Origin of the sequence: Mesorhizobium sp. M0016 (assembly GCF_040324035.1) — a bacterium.
GTDB lineage: Bacteria > Pseudomonadota > Alphaproteobacteria > Rhizobiales > Rhizobiaceae > Mesorhizobium.
Window position 1 is genome coordinate 1 of sequence record NZ_JAMYVM010000026.1, and the last position, 21829, is coordinate 21829.

Annotated in this window: 19 protein-coding genes and 2 pseudogenes; 10 read left to right on the forward strand and 11 right to left on the reverse strand. The window is 64.4% G+C overall.

Annotation, left to right across the window (positions count from 1 at the left end):
* Positions 1-156: 156 nt before the first annotated feature.
* A pseudogene (locus NKJ88_RS27370) lies at positions 157-1997 on the forward strand (ATP-dependent helicase); the annotation flags it as partial.
* Positions 1998-2315: 318 nt separating this feature from the next.
* Here NKJ88_RS27370 and NKJ88_RS27375 read toward each other — a convergent pair.
* From NKJ88_RS27375 to NKJ88_RS27395, 5 genes are all read right to left on the reverse strand, one after another.
* Complete coding sequence (locus NKJ88_RS27375) at positions 2316-3356, reverse strand: ABC transporter permease (RefSeq protein WP_023668309.1); 1041 nt, start codon at positions 3354-3356, stop codon at positions 2316-2318.
* On the reverse strand, positions 3353-4150 hold the full coding sequence (locus NKJ88_RS27380) for an ATP-binding cassette domain-containing protein (RefSeq protein ID WP_023696998.1): 798 nt from the start codon (positions 4148-4150) through the stop codon (positions 3353-3355). Before NKJ88_RS27380 ends, NKJ88_RS27375 begins: the two co-directional genes overlap by 4 nt.
* Before the next feature lie 86 nt (positions 4151-4236).
* Positions 4237-5250 carry a substrate-binding domain-containing protein gene (locus NKJ88_RS27385; protein WP_023682113.1) on the reverse strand — a complete coding sequence of 338 codons (1014 nt, stop codon included), beginning with the start codon at positions 5248-5250 and terminating at the stop codon, positions 4237-4239.
* A 116-nt stretch (positions 5251-5366) separates the two neighbouring features.
* The gene (locus tag NKJ88_RS27390) at positions 5367-6272 is read right to left on the reverse strand and encodes a sugar phosphate isomerase/epimerase family protein (RefSeq protein ID WP_023744620.1); all 906 of its coding nucleotides are present in this window, start codon (positions 6270-6272) and stop codon (positions 5367-5369) included.
* The gene (locus tag NKJ88_RS27395; protein WP_023744619.1) at positions 6272-7303 is read right to left on the reverse strand and encodes a Gfo/Idh/MocA family protein; all 1032 of its coding nucleotides are present in this window, start codon (positions 7301-7303) and stop codon (positions 6272-6274) included. The genes NKJ88_RS27390 and NKJ88_RS27395 overlap by 1 nt, the downstream gene beginning before the upstream one ends.
* Positions 7304-7497: 194 nt before the next feature.
* On the opposite strand from NKJ88_RS27395, the gene NKJ88_RS27400 reads away from it, so the two are divergent.
* Together NKJ88_RS27400 and NKJ88_RS27405 are read left to right on the forward strand one after the other, a co-directional pair.
* Positions 7498-8523 (forward strand): LacI family DNA-binding transcriptional regulator, encoded by a 1026-nt coding sequence (locus NKJ88_RS27400; RefSeq protein WP_023688052.1) that lies wholly within the window; start codon positions 7498-7500, stop codon positions 8521-8523.
* Between the two features lie 161 nt (positions 8524-8684).
* A complete protein-coding gene (locus NKJ88_RS27405; protein WP_352446316.1) occupies positions 8685-10160 on the forward strand; it encodes an esterase-like activity of phytase family protein in 1476 nt (491 codons plus the stop codon).
* A gap of 184 nt (positions 10161-10344) precedes the next feature.
* Here the strand turns inward: NKJ88_RS27405 and NKJ88_RS27410 are convergent, their stop codons facing one another.
* Positions 10345-11028 carry a L,D-transpeptidase gene (locus NKJ88_RS27410; RefSeq protein WP_502904774.1) on the reverse strand — a complete coding sequence of 228 codons (684 nt, stop codon included), beginning with the start codon at positions 11026-11028 and terminating at the stop codon, positions 10345-10347.
* 198 nt (positions 11029-11226) lie between these two features.
* On the opposite strand from NKJ88_RS27410, the gene NKJ88_RS27415 reads away from it, so the two are divergent.
* Positions 11227-12699 (forward strand): MATE family efflux transporter, encoded by a 1473-nt coding sequence (locus tag NKJ88_RS27415; protein WP_352446318.1) that lies wholly within the window; start codon positions 11227-11229, stop codon positions 12697-12699.
* Between the two features lie 3 nt (positions 12700-12702).
* Here NKJ88_RS27415 and NKJ88_RS27420 read toward each other — a convergent pair whose 3' ends face one another.
* Positions 12703-13911: an MFS transporter gene (locus NKJ88_RS27420; protein WP_352446320.1), complete on the reverse strand. Its 1209-nt coding sequence runs from the start codon at positions 13909-13911 to the stop codon at positions 12703-12705.
* Positions 13912-14124: 213 nt separating this feature from the next.
* Here NKJ88_RS27420 and NKJ88_RS27425 point away from each other — a divergent pair.
* Together NKJ88_RS27425 and NKJ88_RS27430 are read left to right on the forward strand one after the other, a co-directional pair.
* A pseudogene (locus tag NKJ88_RS27425) lies at positions 14125-14235 on the forward strand (TMEM175 family protein); the annotation flags it as partial.
* 94 nt (positions 14236-14329) lie between these two features.
* A complete protein-coding gene (locus tag NKJ88_RS27430) occupies positions 14330-14644 on the forward strand; it encodes a hypothetical protein (protein ID WP_352446342.1) in 315 nt (104 codons plus the stop codon).
* Between the two features lie 12 nt (positions 14645-14656).
* On the opposite strand, the gene NKJ88_RS27435 is transcribed toward NKJ88_RS27430, so the two are convergent.
* On the reverse strand, positions 14657-14938 hold the full coding sequence (locus NKJ88_RS27435; protein ID WP_023668298.1) for a hypothetical protein: 282 nt from the start codon (positions 14936-14938) through the stop codon (positions 14657-14659).
* 132 nt (positions 14939-15070) lie between these two features.
* Here NKJ88_RS27435 and NKJ88_RS27440 point away from each other — a divergent pair, with 132 nt between their 5' ends.
* Positions 15071-15937, forward strand: coding sequence for an SDR family NAD(P)-dependent oxidoreductase (locus tag NKJ88_RS27440; RefSeq protein ID WP_352446321.1), 867 nt, complete (start codon positions 15071-15073; stop codon positions 15935-15937).
* Between the two features lie 26 nt (positions 15938-15963).
* On the opposite strand, the gene NKJ88_RS27445 is transcribed toward NKJ88_RS27440, so the two are convergent.
* The 3 genes from NKJ88_RS27445 to NKJ88_RS27455 form a co-directional block, all read right to left on the reverse strand.
* Positions 15964-16395: a low affinity iron permease family protein gene (locus NKJ88_RS27445; RefSeq protein ID WP_023750938.1), complete on the reverse strand. Its 432-nt coding sequence runs from the start codon at positions 16393-16395 to the stop codon at positions 15964-15966.
* Positions 16396-16777: 382 nt separating this feature from the next.
* The gene (locus tag NKJ88_RS27450; protein WP_352446323.1) at positions 16778-17419 is read right to left on the reverse strand and encodes a DapH/DapD/GlmU-related protein; all 642 of its coding nucleotides are present in this window, start codon (positions 17417-17419) and stop codon (positions 16778-16780) included.
* Between the two features lie 91 nt (positions 17420-17510).
* Positions 17511-18029: a CreA family protein gene (locus NKJ88_RS27455; protein WP_023753104.1), complete on the reverse strand. Its 519-nt coding sequence runs from the start codon at positions 18027-18029 to the stop codon at positions 17511-17513.
* Between the two features lie 236 nt (positions 18030-18265).
* On the opposite strand from NKJ88_RS27455, the gene NKJ88_RS27460 reads away from it, so the two are divergent.
* From NKJ88_RS27460 to NKJ88_RS27470, 3 genes are all read left to right on the forward strand, one after another.
* On the forward strand, positions 18266-18841 hold the full coding sequence (locus tag NKJ88_RS27460) for an SCO family protein (RefSeq protein ID WP_352446341.1): 576 nt from the start codon (positions 18266-18268) through the stop codon (positions 18839-18841).
* Between the two features lie 82 nt (positions 18842-18923).
* On the forward strand, positions 18924-19796 hold the full coding sequence (locus NKJ88_RS27465) for a 50S ribosomal protein L11 methyltransferase (RefSeq protein WP_352446324.1): 873 nt from the start codon (positions 18924-18926) through the stop codon (positions 19794-19796).
* A 105-nt stretch (positions 19797-19901) separates the two neighbouring features.
* Positions 19902-21746: an aminopeptidase P family protein gene (locus tag NKJ88_RS27470; protein ID WP_352446325.1), complete on the forward strand. Its 1845-nt coding sequence runs from the start codon at positions 19902-19904 to the stop codon at positions 21744-21746.
* Positions 21747-21829 lie beyond the last annotated feature (83 nt).

The window sequence follows — 21829 nt, forward strand, 5'->3', positions numbered from 1 at the left end:
CCCCCCAATGGTGGGGGGGGGAGGGGGCTCCCCACCCCCCCCGCCCGCCCGGGGGGGGGGGGGGGGCGCGCGGGGGGGGCCGGGGGGGGGGGGGGGGACGCGCCGGCGCCAGTCACCCCTCCCCGCCGCTTCGCGGCGACCCTCCCCATCCAGGGGAGGGTAAAGCGCGATCGGCCGAAGGCCGCAAGCCCGACCGGGCGTCCGAGCCGTTGCGAGGCGACTCCCGCGACGCCGAAGGCGCGCAAAAAAGAGGGGGCGGAGGGCCCGCGCCGGCACGCGCGGAACAGCCCGTGAGCCAAAACAAAGTCAACATTTGCTGCGTCGGCGACGACGACCAGTCCATCTATGGCTGGCGTGGCGCCGAGGTCGACAACATCCTGCGCTTCGACAAGGATTTCCCGGGCGCCACCATCATCCGGCTGGAACGCAACTACCGCTCGACGGCGCACATCCTCGGCACCGCCTCGCACCTCATCGCCCACAATGAGGGTCGCTTCGGCAAGACGCTGTTCACCGAGAAGGTCGCCGAGGACGACGAGAAGGTGCATGTCCACGCCGCGTGGGATTCCGAAGAGGAAGCGCGCGCCGTCGGCGAAACCATCGAGACCTACCAGCGTGCCAAGCACAAGCTGAACGACATGGCCATCCTGGTCCGCGCGTCCTTCCAGATGCGCGAATTCGAAGATCGCTTCGTCACGCTCGGCCTCAACTACCGCGTCATCGGCGGTCCGCGCTTCTATGAGCGCATGGAAATCCGCGATGCGCTGGCCTTCTTCCGCGTCGTCGCCCAAGGCGCCGACGACCTCGCCTTCGAACGCATCGTCAATGTGCCCAAGCGCGGCCTCGGCGAAGCCACCATCCGGCAGATCCACGACACGTCGCGGAGCTTGCGCATCCCGATGCTGGAGGCAGCCGCCAAGCTTGCGGAAAGCGACGAGCTGAAGCCGAAACCGCGCGCGGCCTTGCGCGAAGTGGCGGCCAATTTCGAACGCTGGCAGAAAGCGCTGGAAACCACGCCGCACACCGAACTCGCCGAGACCATTCTGGAGGAGAGCGGCTACACCGACATGTGGAAGAACGACCGTTCGGTCGAGGCGCCGGGCCGGCTGGAAAACCTGAAAGAGCTGCTCCGCTCCATGGAGGAGTACGAATCGCTGCGCTCCTTCCTCGAACATGTCGCGCTGGTCATGGACGCCGAGCAGAATGCCGAGCTTGACGCCGTCAACATCATGACGCTGCATTCGGCCAAGGGCCTCGAATTCGAGACCGTGTTCCTCCCCGGCTGGGAGGAAGGCCTGTTTCCGCACCAGCGCGCGCTGGACGAAGGCGGCCGCTCCGGCCTGGAGGAAGAGCGCCGTCTCGCCTATGTCGGCCTGACCCGGGCCAAGAAGAACCTGCATCTGTGGTTCGTCTCCAACCGCCGCATCCACGGCCTGTGGCAGTCGACCATCCCGTCGCGCTTTCTGGACGAACTGCCGGAAGCCCATGTCGAGGTCGCCGAAAGCGGCAATTCCTACGGCGGCTACGGCAATTCCTATGGCGGCGGTTCGTTCGCGTCGGGCCGTGGCGGCCAGGGCGCAGGACGGCAGAACCCCTACGGCGCCTCGCGCTTTGACAATGTCGGCGCGGAAAAATCCGGCGCCTTTTCCAACACCTATGCCACGCCCGGCTGGCAGCGCGCGCAGGCCAACCGCACCGAGGCCACCGACCGCAACTGGGGCTCGCGCTCCGGCCATCAGGTCGAGCGCATCGGCTATGGCGAGACCGACAGCGGTTATGGCGCCGGCCGCACCTCGGTCAAAGGCCGCACCATCGACGGCGAACTGGTCGCCAAATCCGTCGCCGACACGCCCTCGCCCTTCAGCGTCGGCGACCGCGTCTTCCACCAGAAATTCGGCAACGGCAACATTTCCAACATTGAAGGCAACAAGCTGACCATCGACTTCGACAAGGCCGGCCAGAAACGCGTGCTCGACGGGTTTGTGGCGGCGGTGTGAGCGCCCGCTTGTCCTGTTGTCCTACAAGCGACCACATTGTTGTAGTCTGGCGGAGCCCTCCCCGCCTCGTCATCCACGGGCGGAGCAAGGAGCGTAGCGACGCAGCGTAGACCCGAGGATCCATCCCGCGTCTTCAACGCGTTGCCACGGTGCGGAATCCTGCACAGCTGCACTCCAAGGTCGCGGAATGGATTCCAGGGTCTACGCGACGGAGCTTCGCTCCTGCTCCGCCCTAGAATGACGAAGCGACGGGCGTCTGCCCAGTCGTCGGGGCATGCGGTCCGCAACATGAGCGTCCCCGTCAATTTAGCCCGCCCCTCACCTGTACCGCGCCTGGTTCCACTTATGCCCCAGCAGCGACAGGATGATGATCAGGCCGTTGAAGAACTGCACGTAGAAGCCGCTCAAGCCCGCCGCCACGACGCCGGTCTGGATGAAGGACACGGTGACCGCGCCGATGGCGCCGCCGGCAACCGTACCGATGCCGCCCCAGGTCGGCGTGCCGCCGACGAACACTGACGCCAGCACCGGCAGCAGATAGCCGTCGCCCGCGGTCGGCCACCAGGTGAAGTTGATCATCACCGAAAACGTGCCGGCGATCGCGGCCCCGATGCCGGTGAAGATGAACACTTTCACCCGCACACGCTTGACGTCGATGCCCATTTGCTGGGCGCTGTCGGGGTTGTCGCCGACGACCCTCACCTGCGCGCCGAAGCGGTGCCGGTTGTAGAGCATTGCCGACAAAATGACGAAGGCGAGTGCCCAGAAGACCTGTACCGGAAAACCCCACACCTGACCGGAGAAGATGGTGTACGCCCAGCTGTCGCTGAGACCGGTCAATGCCGTCGACCTGCCCTCGTTGATGATCTGGATCAGTCCCCGCAGCAGGAAATTCATGCCGAGGGTGGCGATCAGCGACGACAGCCCGCCATAAACGACCAGGGATCCGACGAGAAAGCCGAGCAGCGTGCCGGTGAGAATCGCCGCTGCGATGCCGAGAAACGGATCGTAGCCGGCCTGCACCACCAGCGCGAACACCCAGGAGGCAAAGCCCATGGTTGCGGGAAACGACAGGTCGATCTCGCCGCAGGTGACGACGAAGACCAGCGGCACCACCACGAACAGCGCAACGGGCAGCGTGGTCAGCACGGATCTGTAGAGATACCAGGTGGTGAACACGGTCGGGTTGGCGATCAGGAACGCCGCCATCATGATGATGAACACGGCGAGCGTGCCGAGCGCTGCGCGGTTGTCGATGACGAAACCGCGCAGCCAGTGGTCGGACGGGTGCTTCCACTCAGGCCGGGCTGCCTTGCCGCCGAGAGGACTCTGCAGATCGGGTTCCATGGTCTTGCTCATCGTGCTGCCCTCTCCGCGTCGCCGGCATCGTGCAGGCCCGGCAATCCGCCGGGATGCGCAACTTCTTCCATGAAGTTGATCAGCTCTTCGGCCGACTTGACCTGGCTGCGATCGGCGGTCAGCGCCACCTTGCCGCGGTCAATCACCACGAAGCGGTCGGCGATGTCGAAGACGTGGTGGATGTTGTGGCCGATGAACAGGATCGAACGGCCGCTCGCCCGCACCTGGCGCACGAAATGGAAGACCTTGGCGGTCTCGGTCAGCGACAGCGCCGTCGTCGGCTCGTCGAGGATGATCAGCTCCGCCTGCTTGTAGATGGCGCGCGCGATCGCCACGCCCTGGCGCTCGCCGCCCGAGAGCTGGCCGACGATCGAGTGCGGCGTGAACACCTTCGAGGTGAAGCCGATCTCGCGCATCAGCCGGCTCGCCTCCTCTATCTCTTTATTGACCTTCAGAAAGCCCATGAAGCCGGTGAGTTCGCGGCCCATGAAGATGTTGCGCACAATGGTCTGCTGCACGGCCAGCGCCCGATCCTGGAAGACCGTCTCGATGCCGGCGTCGCGCGAGCGTGCCGCACTCCAGCCGGTCACCGGCTTGCCGCGCACCAGGATCTCGCCGCTGGTCGGCTTGACGACGCCGGACAGGATCTTGATCAGCGTCGATTTGCCGGCGCCATTGTCGCCGATCAGGCCAACCACCTCGCCGCGGTCGACCGAGAGATTGACCCCGCCCAGCGCATAGACCTGGCCATAGGATTTGCTGATGTCGCGCAGTTCGATGATGCGTTCGGCCATGGCGATCCTCGCTCCTGTGGTATCATCCCGGCCTGGTGCCGGCGGTCCTGCCGGCCGGGCTTGCGCCCAGCCGGCAGTTTGGGAGGTCAGCGCAGCGCCTGCTTGGCGAGCTCGGCGACGATCTCGTAATTCTGCGGCGTGACGAAGCCGGCGCCAGTGTCGACATTCATCGGCGCCAGGCCCAGCACCACCTGCTGGCAAAGGCTGAGGATCGGCAGATAGCCTTGCAGAAACGGCTGCTGATCGGCCGTCAGTTGCACCCAGCCGCCCTTGAACGCCTCGACGATCTGCGGGCTGGTGTCGAAGCCGAAATTGAAGATGTCGCCCGGCTTGCGCCCCGCCGCCTGCATGTAGGTGGCGACGTTGCCCAGCATCTGGCCGCCGGGATAGCCGACCGCCTTGACGTCGGGATTGTTGAGCAGGGCCGCGGTGATCACCGGTATCGCCAGATTGGGGTCGGACGCCCATTCGCCGCTCGGCGGCGACGACAGCTGGATGACCTCGACGCCGGCTTCCTTGAGTGCTGCCACCGTGCCGCGCTCGCGCGCGCCGCGGGCCTCGTTCTCGAACGGGCCGATCATGATCGCCTTGTCGCCGGACTTGAGATTGCCGAGCTTGAACGCTTCGACGCCGAGCGCGCGGCCCTGCTGCTCCTGCTGGGCGCCGACATAGCCGCCGCCGAACGCAGCCACCACCGTCGGCACCGGCACGTTCTGGTACATCATCTTGATGCCGTCCTTGTGCGCCTGTTCGGCCAGCGGCATGATCGCGGCGTCGCCGGGATGGCCCATCATGGCAATGCCGTTGGGCTTCACGGCGACGGCCTCGCGCAATTGCTGAACCATCTTCTCGACGTCCCACTGCGAGAAGATGTAGTCGACCTTGGGTCCGAGATCGGACGCCGCCTGCTTGGCGCCATTGTAGACGATGGTGCCGAAAGCGTCGCCCTCGGCGCCGCCGACGAAAAAGCGGATGTGGACATCCTTGCACCACTGGGCGTCGAGCGCCTGCGCCGGCAGAGTGGAGATGGCAGCGCACAGCGCCGTGGCGGCGGCCACGACGGTCGAGCGCAGAAGTGTCGTTCTCATTGCGATGCTCATGCACGTTCCTCCCTTTTGTCCTCGGTGAGCCGAGGGGTTTCGTCGTTCGCCTGTCGGCAGTGCTTGTCGGCAGTGCTTGGGAATCTGTCAGGCCGGCTCCTCCCACCGGCCCTCGGTCACGCCGGGTTCGGCAGGTAGGTCGCTCCTCCCCGGCATTGCTTGAGGTATTCCAGCCCGCGCACCTGGCCTGTGATTTCGAGGTCGCCGCGATAGACCGGGTCGTGCCAGCCCTCGATGTCGATGGCGCCCTTGTAACCGGCCAGCCGCAATTCGCTGATCACCCGCGTCCAGTCGCTGTCGCCAAACCCGGGCGTGCGCATCTGCACGAAGGGCAGCTTGCCGAACACGCCGTGCTCGCGGATCACATCCCAGCGCACCGTCGCGTCCTTGCCGTGGACATGGAAAATGCGCGGCGCCCATTTGCGGATCTGCGGCATCGGGTCGATGAGGTAGACAAGCTGGTGGCAGGGCTCCCATTCGAGGCCGAGATTGTCGTCGGGCAATTCGTTGAACATCAGCTCCCAGGCGTCCGGATTGTGGGCGATGTTCCAGTCGCCGGCGGCCCAGTTGCCGTCCATGGCGCAATTTTCGAAGGCAATGCGCACGCCCTTGTCGGCGGCGCGTTTGGCCAGCGGCCCCCAGACCTCACGGAAGCGCGGCAGGCTGTCGGTCAGCTTCTTGCCGCGCAGGCGGCCGGTGAAGCCGCTGACCGTCGAGGCGCCGAACAGATGCGCATTGTCGATCACCGTTTCCCAGGCCGCGAGCACGCCGCGATCGACCTCGCCATCCTCCAGCGGATTGCCGAACACACCGATCGACGACACGACGACATCGGCATCGCCGATCGCCTCGCGGATCTCGCCGGCGAGCCGCGGCAAATCCTTGCCGCCCAGCGTCTGCCAGAAGAAGGGCTGGATGCTCTCGAAGCCGAGCGGCAGAATCTCTTTGATGTAGGCGGCCGGGTCTTCGAGATTGGCCCGCACCATGGTGCCGATCCGGATGTCGAGAAGCGGGTTTGGCATCATGATGCTTCCTGTGTGATTGCGACGCGCCGTCCGGTCTCGGCGCTTTCGATGGCGCCAAAAACCATGGCCAGGCTTTTGATGTTGTCGCTGCCACGGGTTTCCGGCTCGCTGCCGGTCTCGATGGCGTGGATGAAATCCTTGATGATGCCGAGATGACCGCCGACGCGGTCGGCGGAATCGAGCGGCGGTACTGTGATGGGCTGGGTCAGGTCGAACAGGCCGTCGCGGACCGACAACACAACCTCGGCCTTCAGTCCGTCCTCGCCGTCCCAGACCAGGCTGCCGTGCTCGGCGACGATGCGCCACGTGCTCTCCCAGCTGGTGCGGAAGCCCGCCGCGCACCAAGAGCCTGCATAGGTGAACACCTTGCCGCCGCCGAGATCGAAGATAGCGCTGGCCGACGATCCCTGCCGGTACCAGGAATTCGCCGGCTCCCATTCCTGGCAAAAGACGCCGGCGGGATCGCCGCCGACCATGTAGCGGGCGGCGTCGAAAGTATGGATCGCCATGTCGAGCAAAAGCACATGCGCCATCTCCTCGCGGAAGCCGCCGAAATGCGGCGCGACGAAGAAATCGGCATGGATGCTGGTTGGCTTGCCGATGGCGCCGGAGTCGAGAAAGCGCCTGATGCGCCGGACATTGGCGACGTAGCGGCGGTTCTGCACGACCGCATGGATACGCCCCGCGTTACGTGCCGCATCGACGATGGCGCGGGCATTTTCCGGAGTATCGGCCAGCGGCTTTTCCGTCAGCAGATGGCAATTATGGGCAAAGGCGGCAAAGGCGACATCACGCCGGGCGGCTGGAACCACGACATCGAACACCGCGTCGGGCCTGGTCTGGTCGAGCACCGCGTCGAGGCTGGTGCCGATTACCGCGCCGTCGAGCCCGTATTCGTGCGCCCTCGCCTTCGCCCGTTCGGCGTCGAGATCGACAAGGCCGACAATGGCCAGCCCGTCGATCTGCCTCGCGGCATCGAGCCAGGCCTTGCTCATCGCACCACAGCCGACGAGGACGGCATTCATCATCCGGCATTCCTCCCGTCCGGTCCCTCCAGACCGAATGTCACGGCATTTCCGGCATCACCGTAAACGTTTCTCCGTAAACGTTTACGAGAACACACCCGACGGCGTAGAATGTCAATCGGCTGTCAGCGAAAATCATCCCGAAGCCTTGGCCTGGGCGGCAGCCGGTGCTAGCCAAGACAGGGGGAGAACTGTCCTTGGCGTCCAGTATCCATGACCTAGCGCGTCACCTGAACATTTCGATCGGCACCGTGTCGCGGGCGTTGAACGGCCGCGCCGACGTCAATGCCGACACCCGCCAGCGCGTGCTCGCCGCCGCCAAGCAATTGAACTATTCGCCCAACCAGTCCGGCCGCAGCCTGCGGCAAGGCACCACCCATTCGATCGCCTTCATGCTGCAGCCGCATCCGGGCGACCAGCAATATGGCGAACCGTTCTTCATCCCGTTCCTGATCGGTCTGCAGGGCCGGCTGGCCGAGGATGACCTGGATCTGATGGTCGTCATGGGCGAGCCCGGCCAATATCAGCAGGAGAGGCTGCGCCGCGTGGTTGAGACGCGCCGGGCCGACGCGGTCGTGTTGGCCAATACACGGCGGGAAGACGATCGGATCGACTATCTCAGCAAGGCCGGCTTTCCCTTCGCCACGCTTGGCCGAAGTCAATCCGGCGACGACACCTATCCTTCGCTCGATATAGATTTCGAGAGGGCGGGTGATGAAGCCGTCGACCGGCTGGTCGCGCGCGGCCACCGCCGCATTGCCGCCATCCGCCCTTCGCTTGATCTCAACTTCGGCTACCTGTTCCTCGACGGCTACCGCAAGGCGCTGGAGCGGCATGGCATCGAAGTCGACCCCGGCCTGATCGCCGACGGCTTCATCAACGAGGCCGGAGGCTACCAGGTGACGCCGCGCGTGATGCTCTCCAAGGACCGGCCCACAGCCATCATCTTCAACAATGACGCAATGGCGCTCGGCGGCTGCAAGGCACTGGCCGAGATGGGCATCAGGCCCGGCCACGACATCGCGGTGATCGTCATCGTCGACACGCCGCTCTGCCGCTACTTTTCACCGGCGCTGACCGCCTTCCGTCCGTCGCTGGAGCCGATGGGCCGGCGGCTGGCCGAAATGCTGCTGGCCTCGCTTCCCGCCTTTGCCGGCCCGGAAGGTCCGCGCATCATCCGCGAAGTCTGGCCGCTGGAGCTGATCGCGCGCGACAGCGATTGATAGTGCGTCTCTCCCTTCTCCCACAAGGGAGAAGGAAGAGGCCCGCTCTGTCACGCAAGTATCATGTTCGCGTCCTAGACCGCTTTGCGAGAGGGCGACATCGTCGATGCGATGCGGTGGCCCCTTTGCGCCGCTCAAGGCTTGTCACAAAGAGGATCTCCATGAAAATCTCGCACCGAACCGTGTCGCTCGGCGCCGCGCTGGCGCTGTTTACCGCCCTGACCCCTGCCCTTGCCGACAGCACAGCCACCGTTGGTGGCTTCGTCAACAAGGGCCTGGTCGGCGTCGGCCGCATCCCGGCCGATCAGAAGGACAAGTTCGGCGAGACCTTCGGCTCCGGCTCCGGCATGTCCATCGACGCCGCAAGCTGGACCCGTGGCGCGGACGGCTACAAGGGCTCGCTCTGGTTGCTGCCGGACCGTGGCTACAATGTCGTCGGCACCACCGATTACCGGCCGCGCCTCAACACTATTCGCATCGAGTTCACGCCGGTAGCACTAGGCGCCACGCCCACCTCCGGCCAGGAACAGACAGGCGTCAAGGCGACGCTTGCCGATTCCCTGCTCCTCACCGACGACAAGGGCGCTGACGCCACCGGCCTCGATCCGCTCAACGGCGTGCGCGCGGCCAATGGCGACCTGCCGATCCTGCCCGAGGCCAATGGCAAGCTGGCGCTCGACAATGAGGCGATCGCGCGGCTGCCCGACGGCACCATGTTCATCTCTGACGAATACGGCCCCAACATCTACCGCTTCTCGGCCGACGGCCATCTGTTGTCGGCAACGCAGCCGCCCGCCGCTTTGGTGCCGATGCGCAAGGGCGCGCCGAACTTCGCCTCCGACAATCCGGGCCCCGGTGCAGCCGAACCCGATCCGAAGGATCCCGAAACCGGCCGCCAGAACAATCAAGGCCTCGAAGGCATGGCGCTGACGCCGGACGGCAAGTCGCTGATCACTGTGCTGCAGTCGGCGCCCCGCCAGGATGGCGGCGATTCGCCCGCGACGCGCCAGAACACCCGCGCGCTGGTCTACGACGCCTCCGACCCGGCCCATCTCAAGCTGGTGCATGAATATGCCGTGCCGCTGCCGGTGTTCAAGGACGCCAAGGACAAGACCAAGGTCGCCGCGCAGAGCGAAATCGTGGCGCTGTCCGACAAGACCTTCCTGATGCTGGCGCGCGACAGCGGAAACGGCCAGGGGGTGAAGGGCGATACTTCGCTGCTGCGCCAGATTTTCGTCGTCGACGTCTCTGGCGCCACCGACATTGCCGGCGGCGCCTTCGATGCCGCCGACAAGCCGCTGGCGCCCAAGGGCGTGCTCGACCCCTCGGTGACGCCGGCCAAGCTGACGCCGTTCATCGACATCAACGACAACAAGGAACTCGGCCGTTTCGGCCTGCATGACGGCAAGCCCAACGACAAGAACAATCTGTCGGAGAAGTGGGAAGCGATGTCGGTGGTCAGCGTGCTCGATCCGGCGCTGCCCGACGACTATTTCCTGTTCGTCGGCAACGATAACGACTTTCTCACCCAGGACGGTTTTCAGGTCGGCGCGCCCTACAAGGCCGAAGACGGCGCCGATGTCGATACCATGTTCCTGGTCTATCAGGTCATGCTTCCGGGCCTCGCCAAGAAGTAGCCATATACGGAAAGGCGGACGCGCCCGGCGTGTCCGCCTCTAGCCGTTTGTCGGCGATCAGCGATGCCGTGAAGGCACCTATTTCAAAATCTCCGCATCCCTTGGCACGCCGGCATCGATCGGCTCGGCGGTCCGGCTCGACACAGCCATGATCTTGCCTGCGGCCGACAGGTTCGGGCGCACATTAGACCTGGGCTACGCCGTTGACCCGGCTGTAGAGGTCGATGATGTCCTGGTTCATGAAGCGCACGCAGCCCGACGACGCGTTCTTGCCGATGGAATCCCATTCCGGCGTGCCGTGCAGCCGGTACATCGTGTCCTTGCCGTCGCGGAACAGATAGAGCGCACGCGCGCCGAGCGGGCTCTGCGGTCCCGGCGGCATGCCGTCCTTATATTTCGCCAGTTCCGGCCGGCGCTGGATCATTTCGGGCGGCGGCGTCCACACCGGCCATTTCTTGCGCGCCTGGATCACGGCGCTGCCGGTCCAGCCAAACCCGGCCTTGCCGAGGCTGACGCCATAGCGCATTGCCTTGCCGCCGTCGCGCACCAGATAGAGAAAATGCTCGGATGTATCGACGACGATCGTGCCGGGTTTTTCGCCGGTCGGATCGTCCACGATCTGGCGCACGAACTTCGGATCGAGCTTGGCCACGAGGATTGCCGGCAATGAAAAGCCCTCATCGACGCGCGCCGAATACATGGTGGCGGCATCGCCCAGAGCCGGTTCGGGCGCCGGGGCGGGCGTTGGCGGCGCCACCACGTCGGTCGTGGTGCAGGCTGAAAGCGCCATGGAAGCGGCACCCAAAGCGCATACCCCAAGAAAAGCGCGCCGGTTCAGGCGCTCGGAAAAAAGCGGATTCTCGGACATGATCCCCCCAGCCTATTCATCATATCCAACAGGATATGCGACCCCACGCGGCGACGACCCATATCCCATTCCGGATGTTTTGAGAACTGATTAGCGTGAAGCCGCCAGGTGGCATGTTCCAATGCCGCATCGACCTTGTCCGTCAAATCGGCGATCATCGCCGGGCGGACTTTGAGATGAACCTTCGCCGAACAGCCCATGGACGAAAAAATACCCCCGCGCCGGCGCACCGGCGATCTCACCAGCGGCCCAATCCCTCGCACGCTGCTGTTGTTCGCGCTTCCGGTGCTCGGTTCCAATGTGCTGCAGTCGCTCAACGGTTCGATCAACGCTGTCTGGGTCGGCCGCTTCCTCGGTGAATCGGCGCTGACCGCCACCTCCAACGCCAATCTGGTTCTGTTCCTGATTCTTGGCACCGTATTCGGCATCGGCATGGCCGCCACCATCCTGGTGGCGCAATCGGTCGGCGCCCGCGACCTGCCCGAGGCGCGGCGCATCGTCGGCACCAGCGCCAGCTTCTTCTTCCTCGTCTCGGCTATCTTCGCCGTCTGCGGCTGGATCTGGGTCGACGCCATCCTCAACACACTGGGCACCCCGCCCGATGCGCTGCCGCTGGCGCGCTCCTATCTGCGTATCATCTTCGTCGCCGTGCCGATGATGAACCTTCTGTCCTTCGTCATGACGGTGCTGCGCGGTGCGGGTGATTCGCGCACGCCATTCTTCTTCATGGCGCTCGCGGTCGTGCTCGACATCATCCTCAATCCGCTGCTCATTCGCGGCATCGGCCCCTTCCCCGAACTCGGCATCGCCGGCTCCGCCACCTCGACGCTGATCGGCCAGACGGTGAGCGTGATCGCCATCCTCGTCGTGCTTTATGGCAAAAAGCATCCGTTGCGGCTCGCCGGCGCGAACCTCGCTCTGCTGCGGCCGGATCCGGCGCTGCTCAGGATCGTCGTCTTCAAGGGCGTGCCGATGGGCCTGCAGATGATCGTCATTTCGGCGGCGGCGCTGACCGTGATGGGCATCGTCAACTCCTACGGCTCGCAGGTCGCCGCCGCCTACGGCATCGCGGCGCAGCTGTGGACCTATATCCAGATGCCTGCACTGGCGATCGGAGCCGCAGTCTCGTCGATGGCGGCCCAGAATGTCGGCGCCGGGCGCTGGGACCGCATCGGTCGCATCGCGGCGTCCGGCGTCGGCTTCAACCTGGTGCTCACCGGCGCCCTGGTGGCGCTGCTGTTCCTCTTCGACAGGCCGGTGCTCGGCCTGTTCCTTAGCCGCGACAGCACCGCAATCGACATTGCAGCCCACATCAACAAGGTGGCGTCCTGGTCGTTCATCCTGTTCGGCGTCACCATCGTGCTGTTCGCCACCGTGCGCGCCACCGGTGCCGTGATGCCGCCGCTGATCATTCTGGTGATTTCGGTGCTGGTCGTGCGCACCGGCTTTGCCTATTTCATGCGCGGCGTGATCGGCGAGGAGGCGCTGTGGTGGAGCTTTCCGGCGGGATCGATCACCTCGCTGGTGCTGGCCGCCGCCTATTATCGCTTCGGCCGCTGGCGCACCATGCACATGATCGAGGACCGGCCGGCCGCCGGCGAGCCGCCCGACACCGGCCTCGGCATCCCGCGCGGACGGGCAAACATGGCGCCCGAGACGCCAAACGGGTGAGGCTCAGCGCGCGTATTTGACGCCGAACCCCAGCGCTACGACAGAGAACAGCGTGATCATGCCGGCGAAGGCCAGGCTTGCCGTCGTCGGAGTGGCCCAACTCGACAGCAGCCCAATGCCGATCACCGGCAGCGCATTGCCGCAGAAGCAGCAGATGAAGAACGCCGACACCAATTCGGCGCGACGCTCGGCAGGTGCGATCTGGTTCACCACCTGCAGGCCGCCGCGATAGCCGAGCGCCGCCGCCACGCCGCACACAGCGGTGGCGGCAACCATCAGGGACATCGACGCGAAAAACTGAGCAGCAACCATCAGCCCTACGGCCGGGATCATCAGCGCCAGCGCGGCCAGCATGCCGGCGCCGCTGGACAGTCGGGTCGTGGCCAGAATGGTCGCGGCCGCAACGATCGACAGTTCAAAGAACAGCGCGCCGGCCTCGGCATGGTTGGCCACATGCAGCTGCTGCGCCAGGATGCTCGGCGCCAGGGCTGCATAGAAGCCGACCAGCGCCATGGCGCCGAAACCGGTGACCGCCGGCGCCACGAAGGCAGCGCGGATATCGCTCGGCACCGATAGCCGTGGCCGCAACGAAACGTCGGTCAGCCTGCCCGGCTGGGACACGGTTTCGCGGGTACGCCAGATCAGCAGCGTCACTACCACCAGCAAGGCAAGATAGACCGCAAACGTTAGTCTCAACGGCCAGGGCGCATATTCGGCGAGCAGGCCCGATGCCAGCGCGCCGAGGCCAAGGCCAACGAAGTTGGTGCTGGTGGCGATGATTGCCGCGCGCGATTTGTCCTTACCCTCGATCAACTCGGCAAGCCAGGCCGTGCCGGTTCCCGCGCCGACGCCGATGCCAAGGCCGCTCAATATGCGGGCGACATCGAGCCATGCGACATTCTCGGCCAGCAGGAACACCAGCGCGCTGACCACCGCTATGGCCATCGACGCCAGCGCCGCAGGACGGCGACCAATGCCGTCGGACAAGCGCCCGAACATCAGCAATGCGCCGAGATTGCCGACGACATAGACGGCGTAGACCAGCGTCAGCGTGATCTGCGAGAAACCGAAGGCCTGCTTGTAGATGACGTAAAGCGGCGTCAGCACCGTGCTGCCGGCGAACAGCGCGGCGATCATGGCGGCAACCGCGGCCATCGCGGGCCGGCCATCGAGTCCGTTGTCGCGCGTCGTGGTCTCGGCATAGCTGGTCATGGCAACCTCCGGCCAATCGCCCAACGCCCAATTGCGCCCCAACGTCCATGTAAGGATGGCCGTTCCACGCGCCGAACTTCATCCTGACAACCTTGTCAGGATGGTCTTGCCCGAAGTCCTCGCTTAACGTCTTTCCATCGAGAGGGAGAATCCATGGGAAAAGGTAGAGTCGAGGCATTCACCGATGGGGTGGTCGCCATCATCATCACCATCATGGTGCTGGAGCTGAAAGTGCCGCATGGCGAGGATTTTTCAGCGCTTCTGCCGCTGTGGCCGATCTTTTTCAGCTATGTCTTGTCGTTCATCAATGTCGGTATCTACTGGAACAATCTGCACAACATGTTCCACACCGTCCAAAGGGTCGACGGCCGCGTGCTGTGGGTGGGCCAACCTCAACCTTCTGTTCTGGTTGTCGCTGATGCCGGCAACGACGGCCTTCATGGGCGAGAACCATTTCGCGCCGGTCCCCGTCGCCGTCTATGGCATCGACCTGGTGCTGTGCGCGGTCGCCTACACCTTTCTCGCCACCAAGCTGCACCATTTGCACGGCAACGACACCGCCTTCGCCAAGGCGCTGGGCAATGACCGCAAGGGCAAGATCTCGGTGGCCCTCTACGCCGCAGCCGTCCCGCTTGCCTTCGTCAACCAATGGATCGGCGTTGCGATCTTTGTGCTGGTGGCCGCCGTCTGGTTCGTGCCGGACACGCGTTTTTCGCGGGTGCTGGAAAAGTAGCGTAGGACGTCTCTACTTGCGCATCGCCTTCAGCTTTTCGGCAACCGACGCCGCAAGGTCGGCATAGCGCTCCTCCAGCCGCTCGGCCGCCTTGATGATCGAAAAATCATGGCCGAATTTTTCCAGCGCCATGCGCAATTTCTCGACGAACTCGGCCTGTTTTTCGAGTGCCGAAAACAAGGTCTTCACCTGCGCTTCGCTTATGTCCGGATTGGCAAGCATCTGCGGCACCTCGCGGCCCATCTGGTCGCCGGTGGCGGTCTGCTCCTTCAGGATCGCAACCCAGTCGGTCAATCGGCAATCTCCCTGTTCGGCCGCAGCATGCACAGCCGCCGTTGATGCGGTCAACCCGAACACGCGGGACGGCCTTGCACGATGCGCGTCCCGCGCTAAGTTCGGCGCCACCCGAACCCTAGGAAAAAGATCATGACCTCCGACGCCGAAATCCAGTCCGCTTTGCCCGCCCTCAGCCGAGGCAACGTCGCCGTCATCACTGGGGGCGCCAGCGGCATCGGGCTTGCCGCCGCCAAAAGGCTGGCGGCTATGGGCATGAGACTGGTGCTGGCCGACATTGGCGGCGCGCGCCTCGATGCGGCCCGCCAGGCAGTCGCCGCGATCGCCGGCGAGAATGCCGTGCTTGCGGTCGCCACAGACGTCTCGAAGGCCGACGAACTCGGCCGGCTGGCGGAAAAGACGCATGCCGCTTTCGGCGCCGTATCGCTGCTGATGAACAATGCCGGCGTCGGCAACAATCCGGGAAAACCGTGGGAGAACGGCGACGCCTGGAAGCGGCTGATCGACATCAATTTCTGGGGCGTCGTACATGGCGTCGAGGCCTTTGCGCCGGCCATGCTGGCCTCCGGAGAGCCGGGCCTGATCATCAACACCGGCTCCAAGCAAGGCATCACCACGCCACCCGGCAATCTCGCCTACAACGTATCCAAATCGGCATTGAAGACGTTCACCGAAGGCCTGGCGCACGCATTGCGCAACGAGCCGGGCGCGAAGGCCGCGGCGCATCTTCTCATTCCCGGCTTCACCTTCACCGGCCTCACCGAAGGAGCGGTCGAAAAACCCGCTGGCGCCTGGACCGGCGAGCAGGTGGTCGACTTCATGCTGGCTTCGCTGGCGCGCGGGGACTTCTACATCCTGTGCCCCGACAATGAGGTGATGCGGCCGACCGATGAAAAGCGCATGGCCTGGGCGATCGGCGACATCATCGAGAACCGGCCTGCTCTCTCGCGCTGGCACCCCGACCATAAGGACGCTTTCGCGGCCTTTATGGGAAACTGATCGTCGAACTCAGCCAAAGCCGAGACTCAGGCGGGCGCGCGTTTTTTCGCGGTGCGCTTTTGCGCGACGGCCTTCTTGCCCGCCAGTTCGGCGAGCTCGTGGTCATGGCGTTTTGCCGCCCGCTCGCATTTGTCTCTGATCTCCTCGACCTCGGATTCGGTCAGGTGCTCGATGCCGATGAAATGATTGTGGCCCTCGCTGACGCGGATCAGTTCGTCGAGCTTGGCCTGAACCGCGGCGCCGTCGCGGTTCTGGGTGTTCTGAATCAGGAACACCATCAAAAAGGTGATGATCGTCGTTCCCGTGTTGATGACGAGCTGCCACGTATCGGAGAAGCCGAAGAATGGCCCGCTTACCGCCCAGACGATAACGATGGCGCAACAGGCGATGAAAGTCGGCGGCAGGCCCGCCAAGTGCGAAACGGTGTTGGCGATTCTGGTAAACAGCTTTTCGATCATTCACATCCTCAACCGTTCAAAGCGCGACGAGCTGACCAAGGCCGCATTCATCGCTCCAACAATAAACAACCGGCAGCCGCTTCCGGTTCCCTGTCGCAGAGGGCATCGCTGGTGCAATTGTATGCACGCCAAAGGCGCAGCGCCGTGAAAAGCCGCCTTATCGGTTTGTTGCCATTAGTCACCATGCAGGCCAAAACCTGTTCGTTCCGCTTCACGGCGGATTTGTCTCCAAGCCCCTTCCGCTGCGCCACCCCCGCATGGCGGAAGGGGTCCGTTGCGTTGCCGCAGACCGGCGGAACTCTTCCCGACACGTGCCGTTCAGAATTTTGGCGCCAGGATTTCGGCCAGCCGGTCGATGAAACCGCGCACGCGCGGCGAGCTCTCAGGAATGCTCTTGCTCCCAGCGATCGAGGAAATCCTCAATCGGCAAAGCCTGCATGTCGGGAACCGCTTTGGCGAGTTTCTCCGGCGGCCAGTCCCACCAGGCGAGGCTTTCGATCCGCGCCGCGATCTCGGAGGGAAAGCGCATGCGCAACGGCTTCGCCGGTACGCCGGCGACGATTGCGTAGGCCGGTACATTCCGCGTCACCACCGCATTGGCGCCGACGATGGCGCCATTGCCGATGCTGATGCCGGGCATGATGACGGCGCCATGGCCGATCCAGACATCGTTGCCGATGCTGACCGCCTTGGCCTGCCGCCGCGCGCGGAACGCCGCGTCGACGCCCAGCCAGCGGAAATACTCGTTCGGCCGGTAGCTGAGCTTGTGCTGCGTGATCCGCTCGATCGGATGCTCCAAGGCATTGATGCGGCTGTTGGCGGCGATCGAGCAGAATTTTCCGATCGTCGTGTAGATCGCCTCGGCGTGGCGCTCGAAATAGGAGAAATCGCCGACATTGACCTCGCGCAGCACCACCCGTTCGCCGATCGAGGCATAGCGGCCAAGCTTGCACGCTTTCAGCTCCGCGGTCGGATGGATGCGCGGCTCCGGATCTTTCAGGACGAGGTTTTCAGTACGGTCCATGCGGCGGATTTACCCCCGCGCAATTGCAGAAGCAATTGTCGCGTCGCGATCGGACCCGCAGGCGGGTGGATCGTGCGTCGGCTCCGACCGGCTATTTCGGCTTGCCGCCGGTCCACACCACGTTCTGGCCGAACAGCGGCACGGTCGTCACCGACATTTTCGCCGAGCCGTCCTGCACCTGGCGCGAATGCGAGAGATAGATCAGCGTCTCGTTCTTCTTGTCGTAGATGCGGTTCACCACCTGCTTCTTCCAGATCAGGCTGATGCCTTGCTTGAACACCTCTTCGCCGCCCTCGCTCATGTCGATGTCGCCGATGGTGATCGGCCCGGTCTGGCGGCAGGAGATCGAGGAATCAGACGGATCCTCGAACCAGTTGCCCTTGTGCAGCCGGTCGATGACGCTGCGGTCGAAATAGGAGACATGGCAGGTCACGCCGTCGATCTTGGGGTCCTTGATGGCCTCGACGATGATGTCGTTGCCGACCCAATCGACGCCGACCTTGCCGACCTCCTCTGCCGCTGCGGCACCGGCGCCAAGGGCAATGCATGCGGCCAGCGCGCCGCCGATCAGTTTCTGCCCAATCCGTCTCTGCCCAGTCCGTCTTTGCAAGGGAGCCTCCTCAGGTTCAGTTTGCCGGTCTCAGGTGGGATAAGGGCCAGCTGTTTGCAAGGTAGCGTCCAGCCCGGTTGCGGCAACGCGGCATCTTTGCCAAAGCGATCTTGAGCACTATGGTCTGCCCGTCATGAAATTGGAGGGCACTCAGCATGTCGTCGTCTTTGGACCCACATTCTTCGTCGCTATTCAGTTCAAAGGCAGCACGCTAGATGTACAGCGACGCGTCCCCTCTGATGCGCTTTATCCTTGTTGGCATCATCGTTGCGATGGTCGCCGGGCTCGGTGCAATGACCGTCTTGTCGTACAGGCCTTTCCAGAGTGGCGAACCGTATGGCGCGCCATTCACGCTGGTCGACCAGAAAGGCGCGCCAATCACCGAAGCCGCCTTCCGGGGAAAACCCAGCATCGTCTTCTTCGGCTTCACCCATTGCCCGGAAGTCTGCCCGACCACTTTGTTCGAAATGGCCGGCTGGCTGAAGACGCTGGGCAACGACGGCAAGAACCTCAACGCCTACTTCGTTACCGTCGATCCAGAGCGCGATACGCCGCCGGTGATGGACACTTACGTCAGCAATTTCTCCGACCGCATCGTCGGCATATCGGGCGATCCCGACAAGGTGCACGCCATGGCGAAGTCCTTCAACATCTACTGGAAGAAGGTCGACACCGGCGACGGCGATTACACGATGGACCACACCGCCTCGGCGCTGCTGCTCAACGCCAAGGGCGAGTTTTCGGGCACCATAGCCTATGGCGAAAGCGCCGACACCGCGATCGCCAAGCTGAAGCGGCTGGCGGCGGGCTAGGCATGATCCCGAAACGTGGATTCCGCTTTTCTCGGACAAAAAAGTGTTGTCCGGAGATCATGCTCGAACAAGAGACCAGCTGATGGGTCAGACCAGGCTCCACTTCATCGCTGGGAAGATCGAGGCCGACCGCATCTTTGCCGCGCTCGAACCGGCTTTCGAGGATGAAGGCCTGCCGATCGCCGTGCTCGAACTCGATGAAGACCGCGACATCTACGAGGTTTCGCTCTACACCGACGGCAATGTCGACGCGGTTGAGGCGCGGCTAAGGGACAGCCTTGCCGGACTGTCCCTGTCGAAGCCGATCGAGCGCGAGGTTCTGCCCGATATCGACTGGGTGGCGCGCTCGCTGGAGGGACTGAAACCGGTGCGCGCCGGACGTTTCTTCGTCCATGGCGCGCATGACCGCCGGAAGCGCCACAGCGGCGAACTCGCCATCGAGATCGAGGCTGGCCTTGCCTTCGGCACCGGCCATCACGGCACCACTGCCGGCTGCCTCGAAATGCTGGAACGGGTCGTGCGCCGCGAACGTCCCAGGAATGCCCTCGACCTCGGCACCGGCAGCGCGGTGCTGGCGATCGCCGTCGCCAAACTGGCGCATGTTCCGGTGCTGGCGACCGACATCGATCCGATCGCCGTCAGGGTCGCCGCCGCCAACGCCCGCCTCAACCACGTCAAGGCGCTGGTTGAAACGGTGACGGCGCCCGGCTTCCACCACCCGATCTTCGGCAAGCGCGCGCCTTTCGACCTCATCGTCGCCAACATATTGGCGCGGCCGCTGATGCGGCTGGCGCCTGAGATGGCCAGGCACATCAGCCTCGGCGGCTCGATCGTGTTGTCCGGCATCCTCGAGCGCCAATGCAATGCGGTGATCTCGGCCTATGTCGGCCAGAATTTCCGGCATGTCAGGACCTTGCATCGCGAAGGCTGGGTGACGATCCACCTGAAGCACTGAGACGCAACGCGCTTTGGACCAATCCGAGCCTGTTGCGATTGGCGAAAATTGATTCCGGTTTTCCGGGTCATGCGCTACGGTCGCGCCCGATACAGGAGGCATACCATGTTCCAGACCTTCGATTCCGCAGGCGACCCCAGCGTCGGCAAGCCGCGCGTGACGTTGCTGCGGCGATGGCTGGCGGATAATGGCCTCGACGGTTTCCTGGTGCCGCGCGCCGACGAGCACCAGGGCGAGTATGTCGCCGATCGCTCGGCGCGGCTGAAATGGTTGACCGGATTCAGCGGCTCGGCCGGCGTAGCACTTGTGCAGCGTGACCGCGCCTTCATGTTCGTCGATGGCCGCTATACCTTGCAAGTGCGCCACGAGGTCGATCTCGACATTTTTGCGATCGAGAGTCTCGTCGACAACCCGCCGGCCTCCTGGATCAAGGACAATTTCGGCAAGGGCGCCAGGCTTGGCTTCGACCCGTGGCTGCACACGATCGCTGAGGTCAAGGCGCTGAAAACCTCGGCCGAGCAATCCGGCGCGACGCTGGTGCCGCTCGACAGGAACCCGATCGACATCATCTGGAAGGATCAGCCGGCGCCGCCCGTGGCGCCGGTCGAAATCCACCCGATCGGCTTTGCCGGGGAACTCGCCAAGGACAAGCTGGCGCGGCTGGTGGCGGCAATCGGCAAGGAGGGCGCGACGCACGCCGTGCTCACCGACCCCTCCTCGATCGCCTGGGCCTTCAACATCCGTGGCGGTGACGTGCCGCACACGCCGCTGGCGCTCGGCTTCGCGATCCTTGCCGCCGACGGCAAGCACCAGCTGTTCATGGACCAGCGCAAGTTTTCGCGCACGATCGCCGCCTATCTCACCCAACTCGCCGATCTGCACGAGCCCGGCGAATTCGAGGCGGCGGTCGTTACCCTTGCCAAGGGCGGCGCCAAGATCGCGCTCGACCCGGTGCTGGCGGCGGAGAAGCTGAGAATGCTGGTCGAGGACAATGGCGGCGCATTTGTTTCAGCGGCCGATCCCGCCCGCATTCCGCGCGCCACCAAGAACCAGGCGGAAATCGCCGGCAGCCGCGCCGCGCACCGCCGAGACGGGGCGGCGGTGGCGAAACTGCTGTGCTGGCTGGAACGGCAGAAGCCGGGCACGCTCGACGAAATAACCGTTGTCACCAAGCTGGAGGAGGTGCGCCGGCAGACCGGCGAGGAAACGCAGATGCCGCTGCGCGATGTCTCCTTCGACACCATTTCCGGCAGCGGTCCGAACGGCGCCATCATGCACTACCGCGTGTCGCGCGCCACCAACCGCGAGCTGGCAAAGGGCGAGCTGTTCCTGCTCGATTCCGGCGCCCAGTATCAGGACGGCACCACCGATATCACCCGCACGGTGCCGATCGGCCAGCCGACCGAGGAGATGCGCGAGCGCTTTACGCTGGTGCTGAAGGGCATGATCGGCATTTCGACGCTGCGCTTTCCCGCCGGCACGCGCGGCTCGGAAATCGACGCGGTGGCGCGCATGGCGCTGTGGAAGCATGGCTGCGACTTTGCCCACGGCACCGGCCATGGCGTCGGCTCGTATCTGGCGGTGCACGAAGGGCCGCAGCGTATCGCCCGCACCGGCACCGAAAAGCTGCTGGCCGGCATGATGCTGTCCAACGAGCCCGGCTATTACAAGGAAGGCTCCTACGGCATCCGCATCGAGAACCTGATCCTGGTGGCGCCGGCCGAACAGGTCGAGGGCGGCGACATCGCCATGCACGGTTTCGAGACGCTGACGCTGGCGCCGATCGATATCAGGCTGATCCGCACCGACCTGTTGACGCGCGAGGAGTTGCACTGGCTGGATACTTACCATGCCTGGGTGCTGGCCGAGATCGGCCCGATGCTCGACGGCGAGACGCTGGCTTGGCTGGAGAAAGCGACAGCGCCGCTGCCGCACGACGCCAAGATCTGAAATGAGCTTCTTTCTCCCCGTCACTATACGGGGAGGTGAGGAGCGGTCCGCGAAGCGGACGAAAAGCCAATTGCTTGGCTTTT

Coding starts and splice junctions, on each gene's coding strand:
- NKJ88_RS27375 (WP_023668309.1), bottom strand. CDS start 3,356: ATGAGCAAGACCATGGAACCCGATCTGCAGAGTCCTCTCGGCGGCAAG.
- NKJ88_RS27380 (WP_023696998.1), bottom strand. CDS start 4,150: ATGGCCGAACGCATCATCGAACTGCGCGACATCAGCAAATCCTATGGC.
- NKJ88_RS27385 (WP_023682113.1), bottom strand. CDS start 5,250: ATGAGCATCGCAATGAGAACGACACTTCTGCGCTCGACCGTCGTGGCC.
- NKJ88_RS27390 (WP_023744620.1), bottom strand. CDS start 6,272: ATGCCAAACCCGCTTCTCGACATCCGGATCGGCACCATGGTGCGGGCC.
- NKJ88_RS27395 (WP_023744619.1), bottom strand. CDS start 7,303: ATGATGAATGCCGTCCTCGTCGGCTGTGGTGCGATGAGCAAGGCCTGG.
- NKJ88_RS27405 (WP_352446316.1), top strand. CDS start 8,685: ATGAAAATCTCGCACCGAACCGTGTCGCTCGGCGCCGCGCTGGCGCTG.
- NKJ88_RS27410 (WP_502904774.1), bottom strand. CDS start 11,028: ATGTCCGAGAATCCGCTTTTTTCCGAGCGCCTGAACCGGCGCGCTTTT.
- NKJ88_RS27415 (WP_352446318.1), top strand. CDS start 11,227: ATGGACGAAAAAATACCCCCGCGCCGGCGCACCGGCGATCTCACCAGC.
- NKJ88_RS27420 (WP_352446320.1), bottom strand. CDS start 13,911: ATGACCAGCTATGCCGAGACCACGACGCGCGACAACGGACTCGATGGC.
- NKJ88_RS27430 (WP_352446342.1), top strand. CDS start 14,330: ATGCCGGCAACGACGGCCTTCATGGGCGAGAACCATTTCGCGCCGGTC.
- NKJ88_RS27440 (WP_352446321.1), top strand. CDS start 15,071: ATGACCTCCGACGCCGAAATCCAGTCCGCTTTGCCCGCCCTCAGCCGA.
- NKJ88_RS27445 (WP_023750938.1), bottom strand. CDS start 16,395: ATGATCGAAAAGCTGTTTACCAGAATCGCCAACACCGTTTCGCACTTG.
- NKJ88_RS27450 (WP_352446323.1), bottom strand. CDS start 17,419: ATGGACCGTACTGAAAACCTCGTCCTGAAAGATCCGGAGCCGCGCATC.
- NKJ88_RS27465 (WP_352446324.1), top strand. CDS start 18,924: ATGGGTCAGACCAGGCTCCACTTCATCGCTGGGAAGATCGAGGCCGAC.
- NKJ88_RS27470 (WP_352446325.1), top strand. CDS start 19,902: ATGTTCCAGACCTTCGATTCCGCAGGCGACCCCAGCGTCGGCAAGCCG.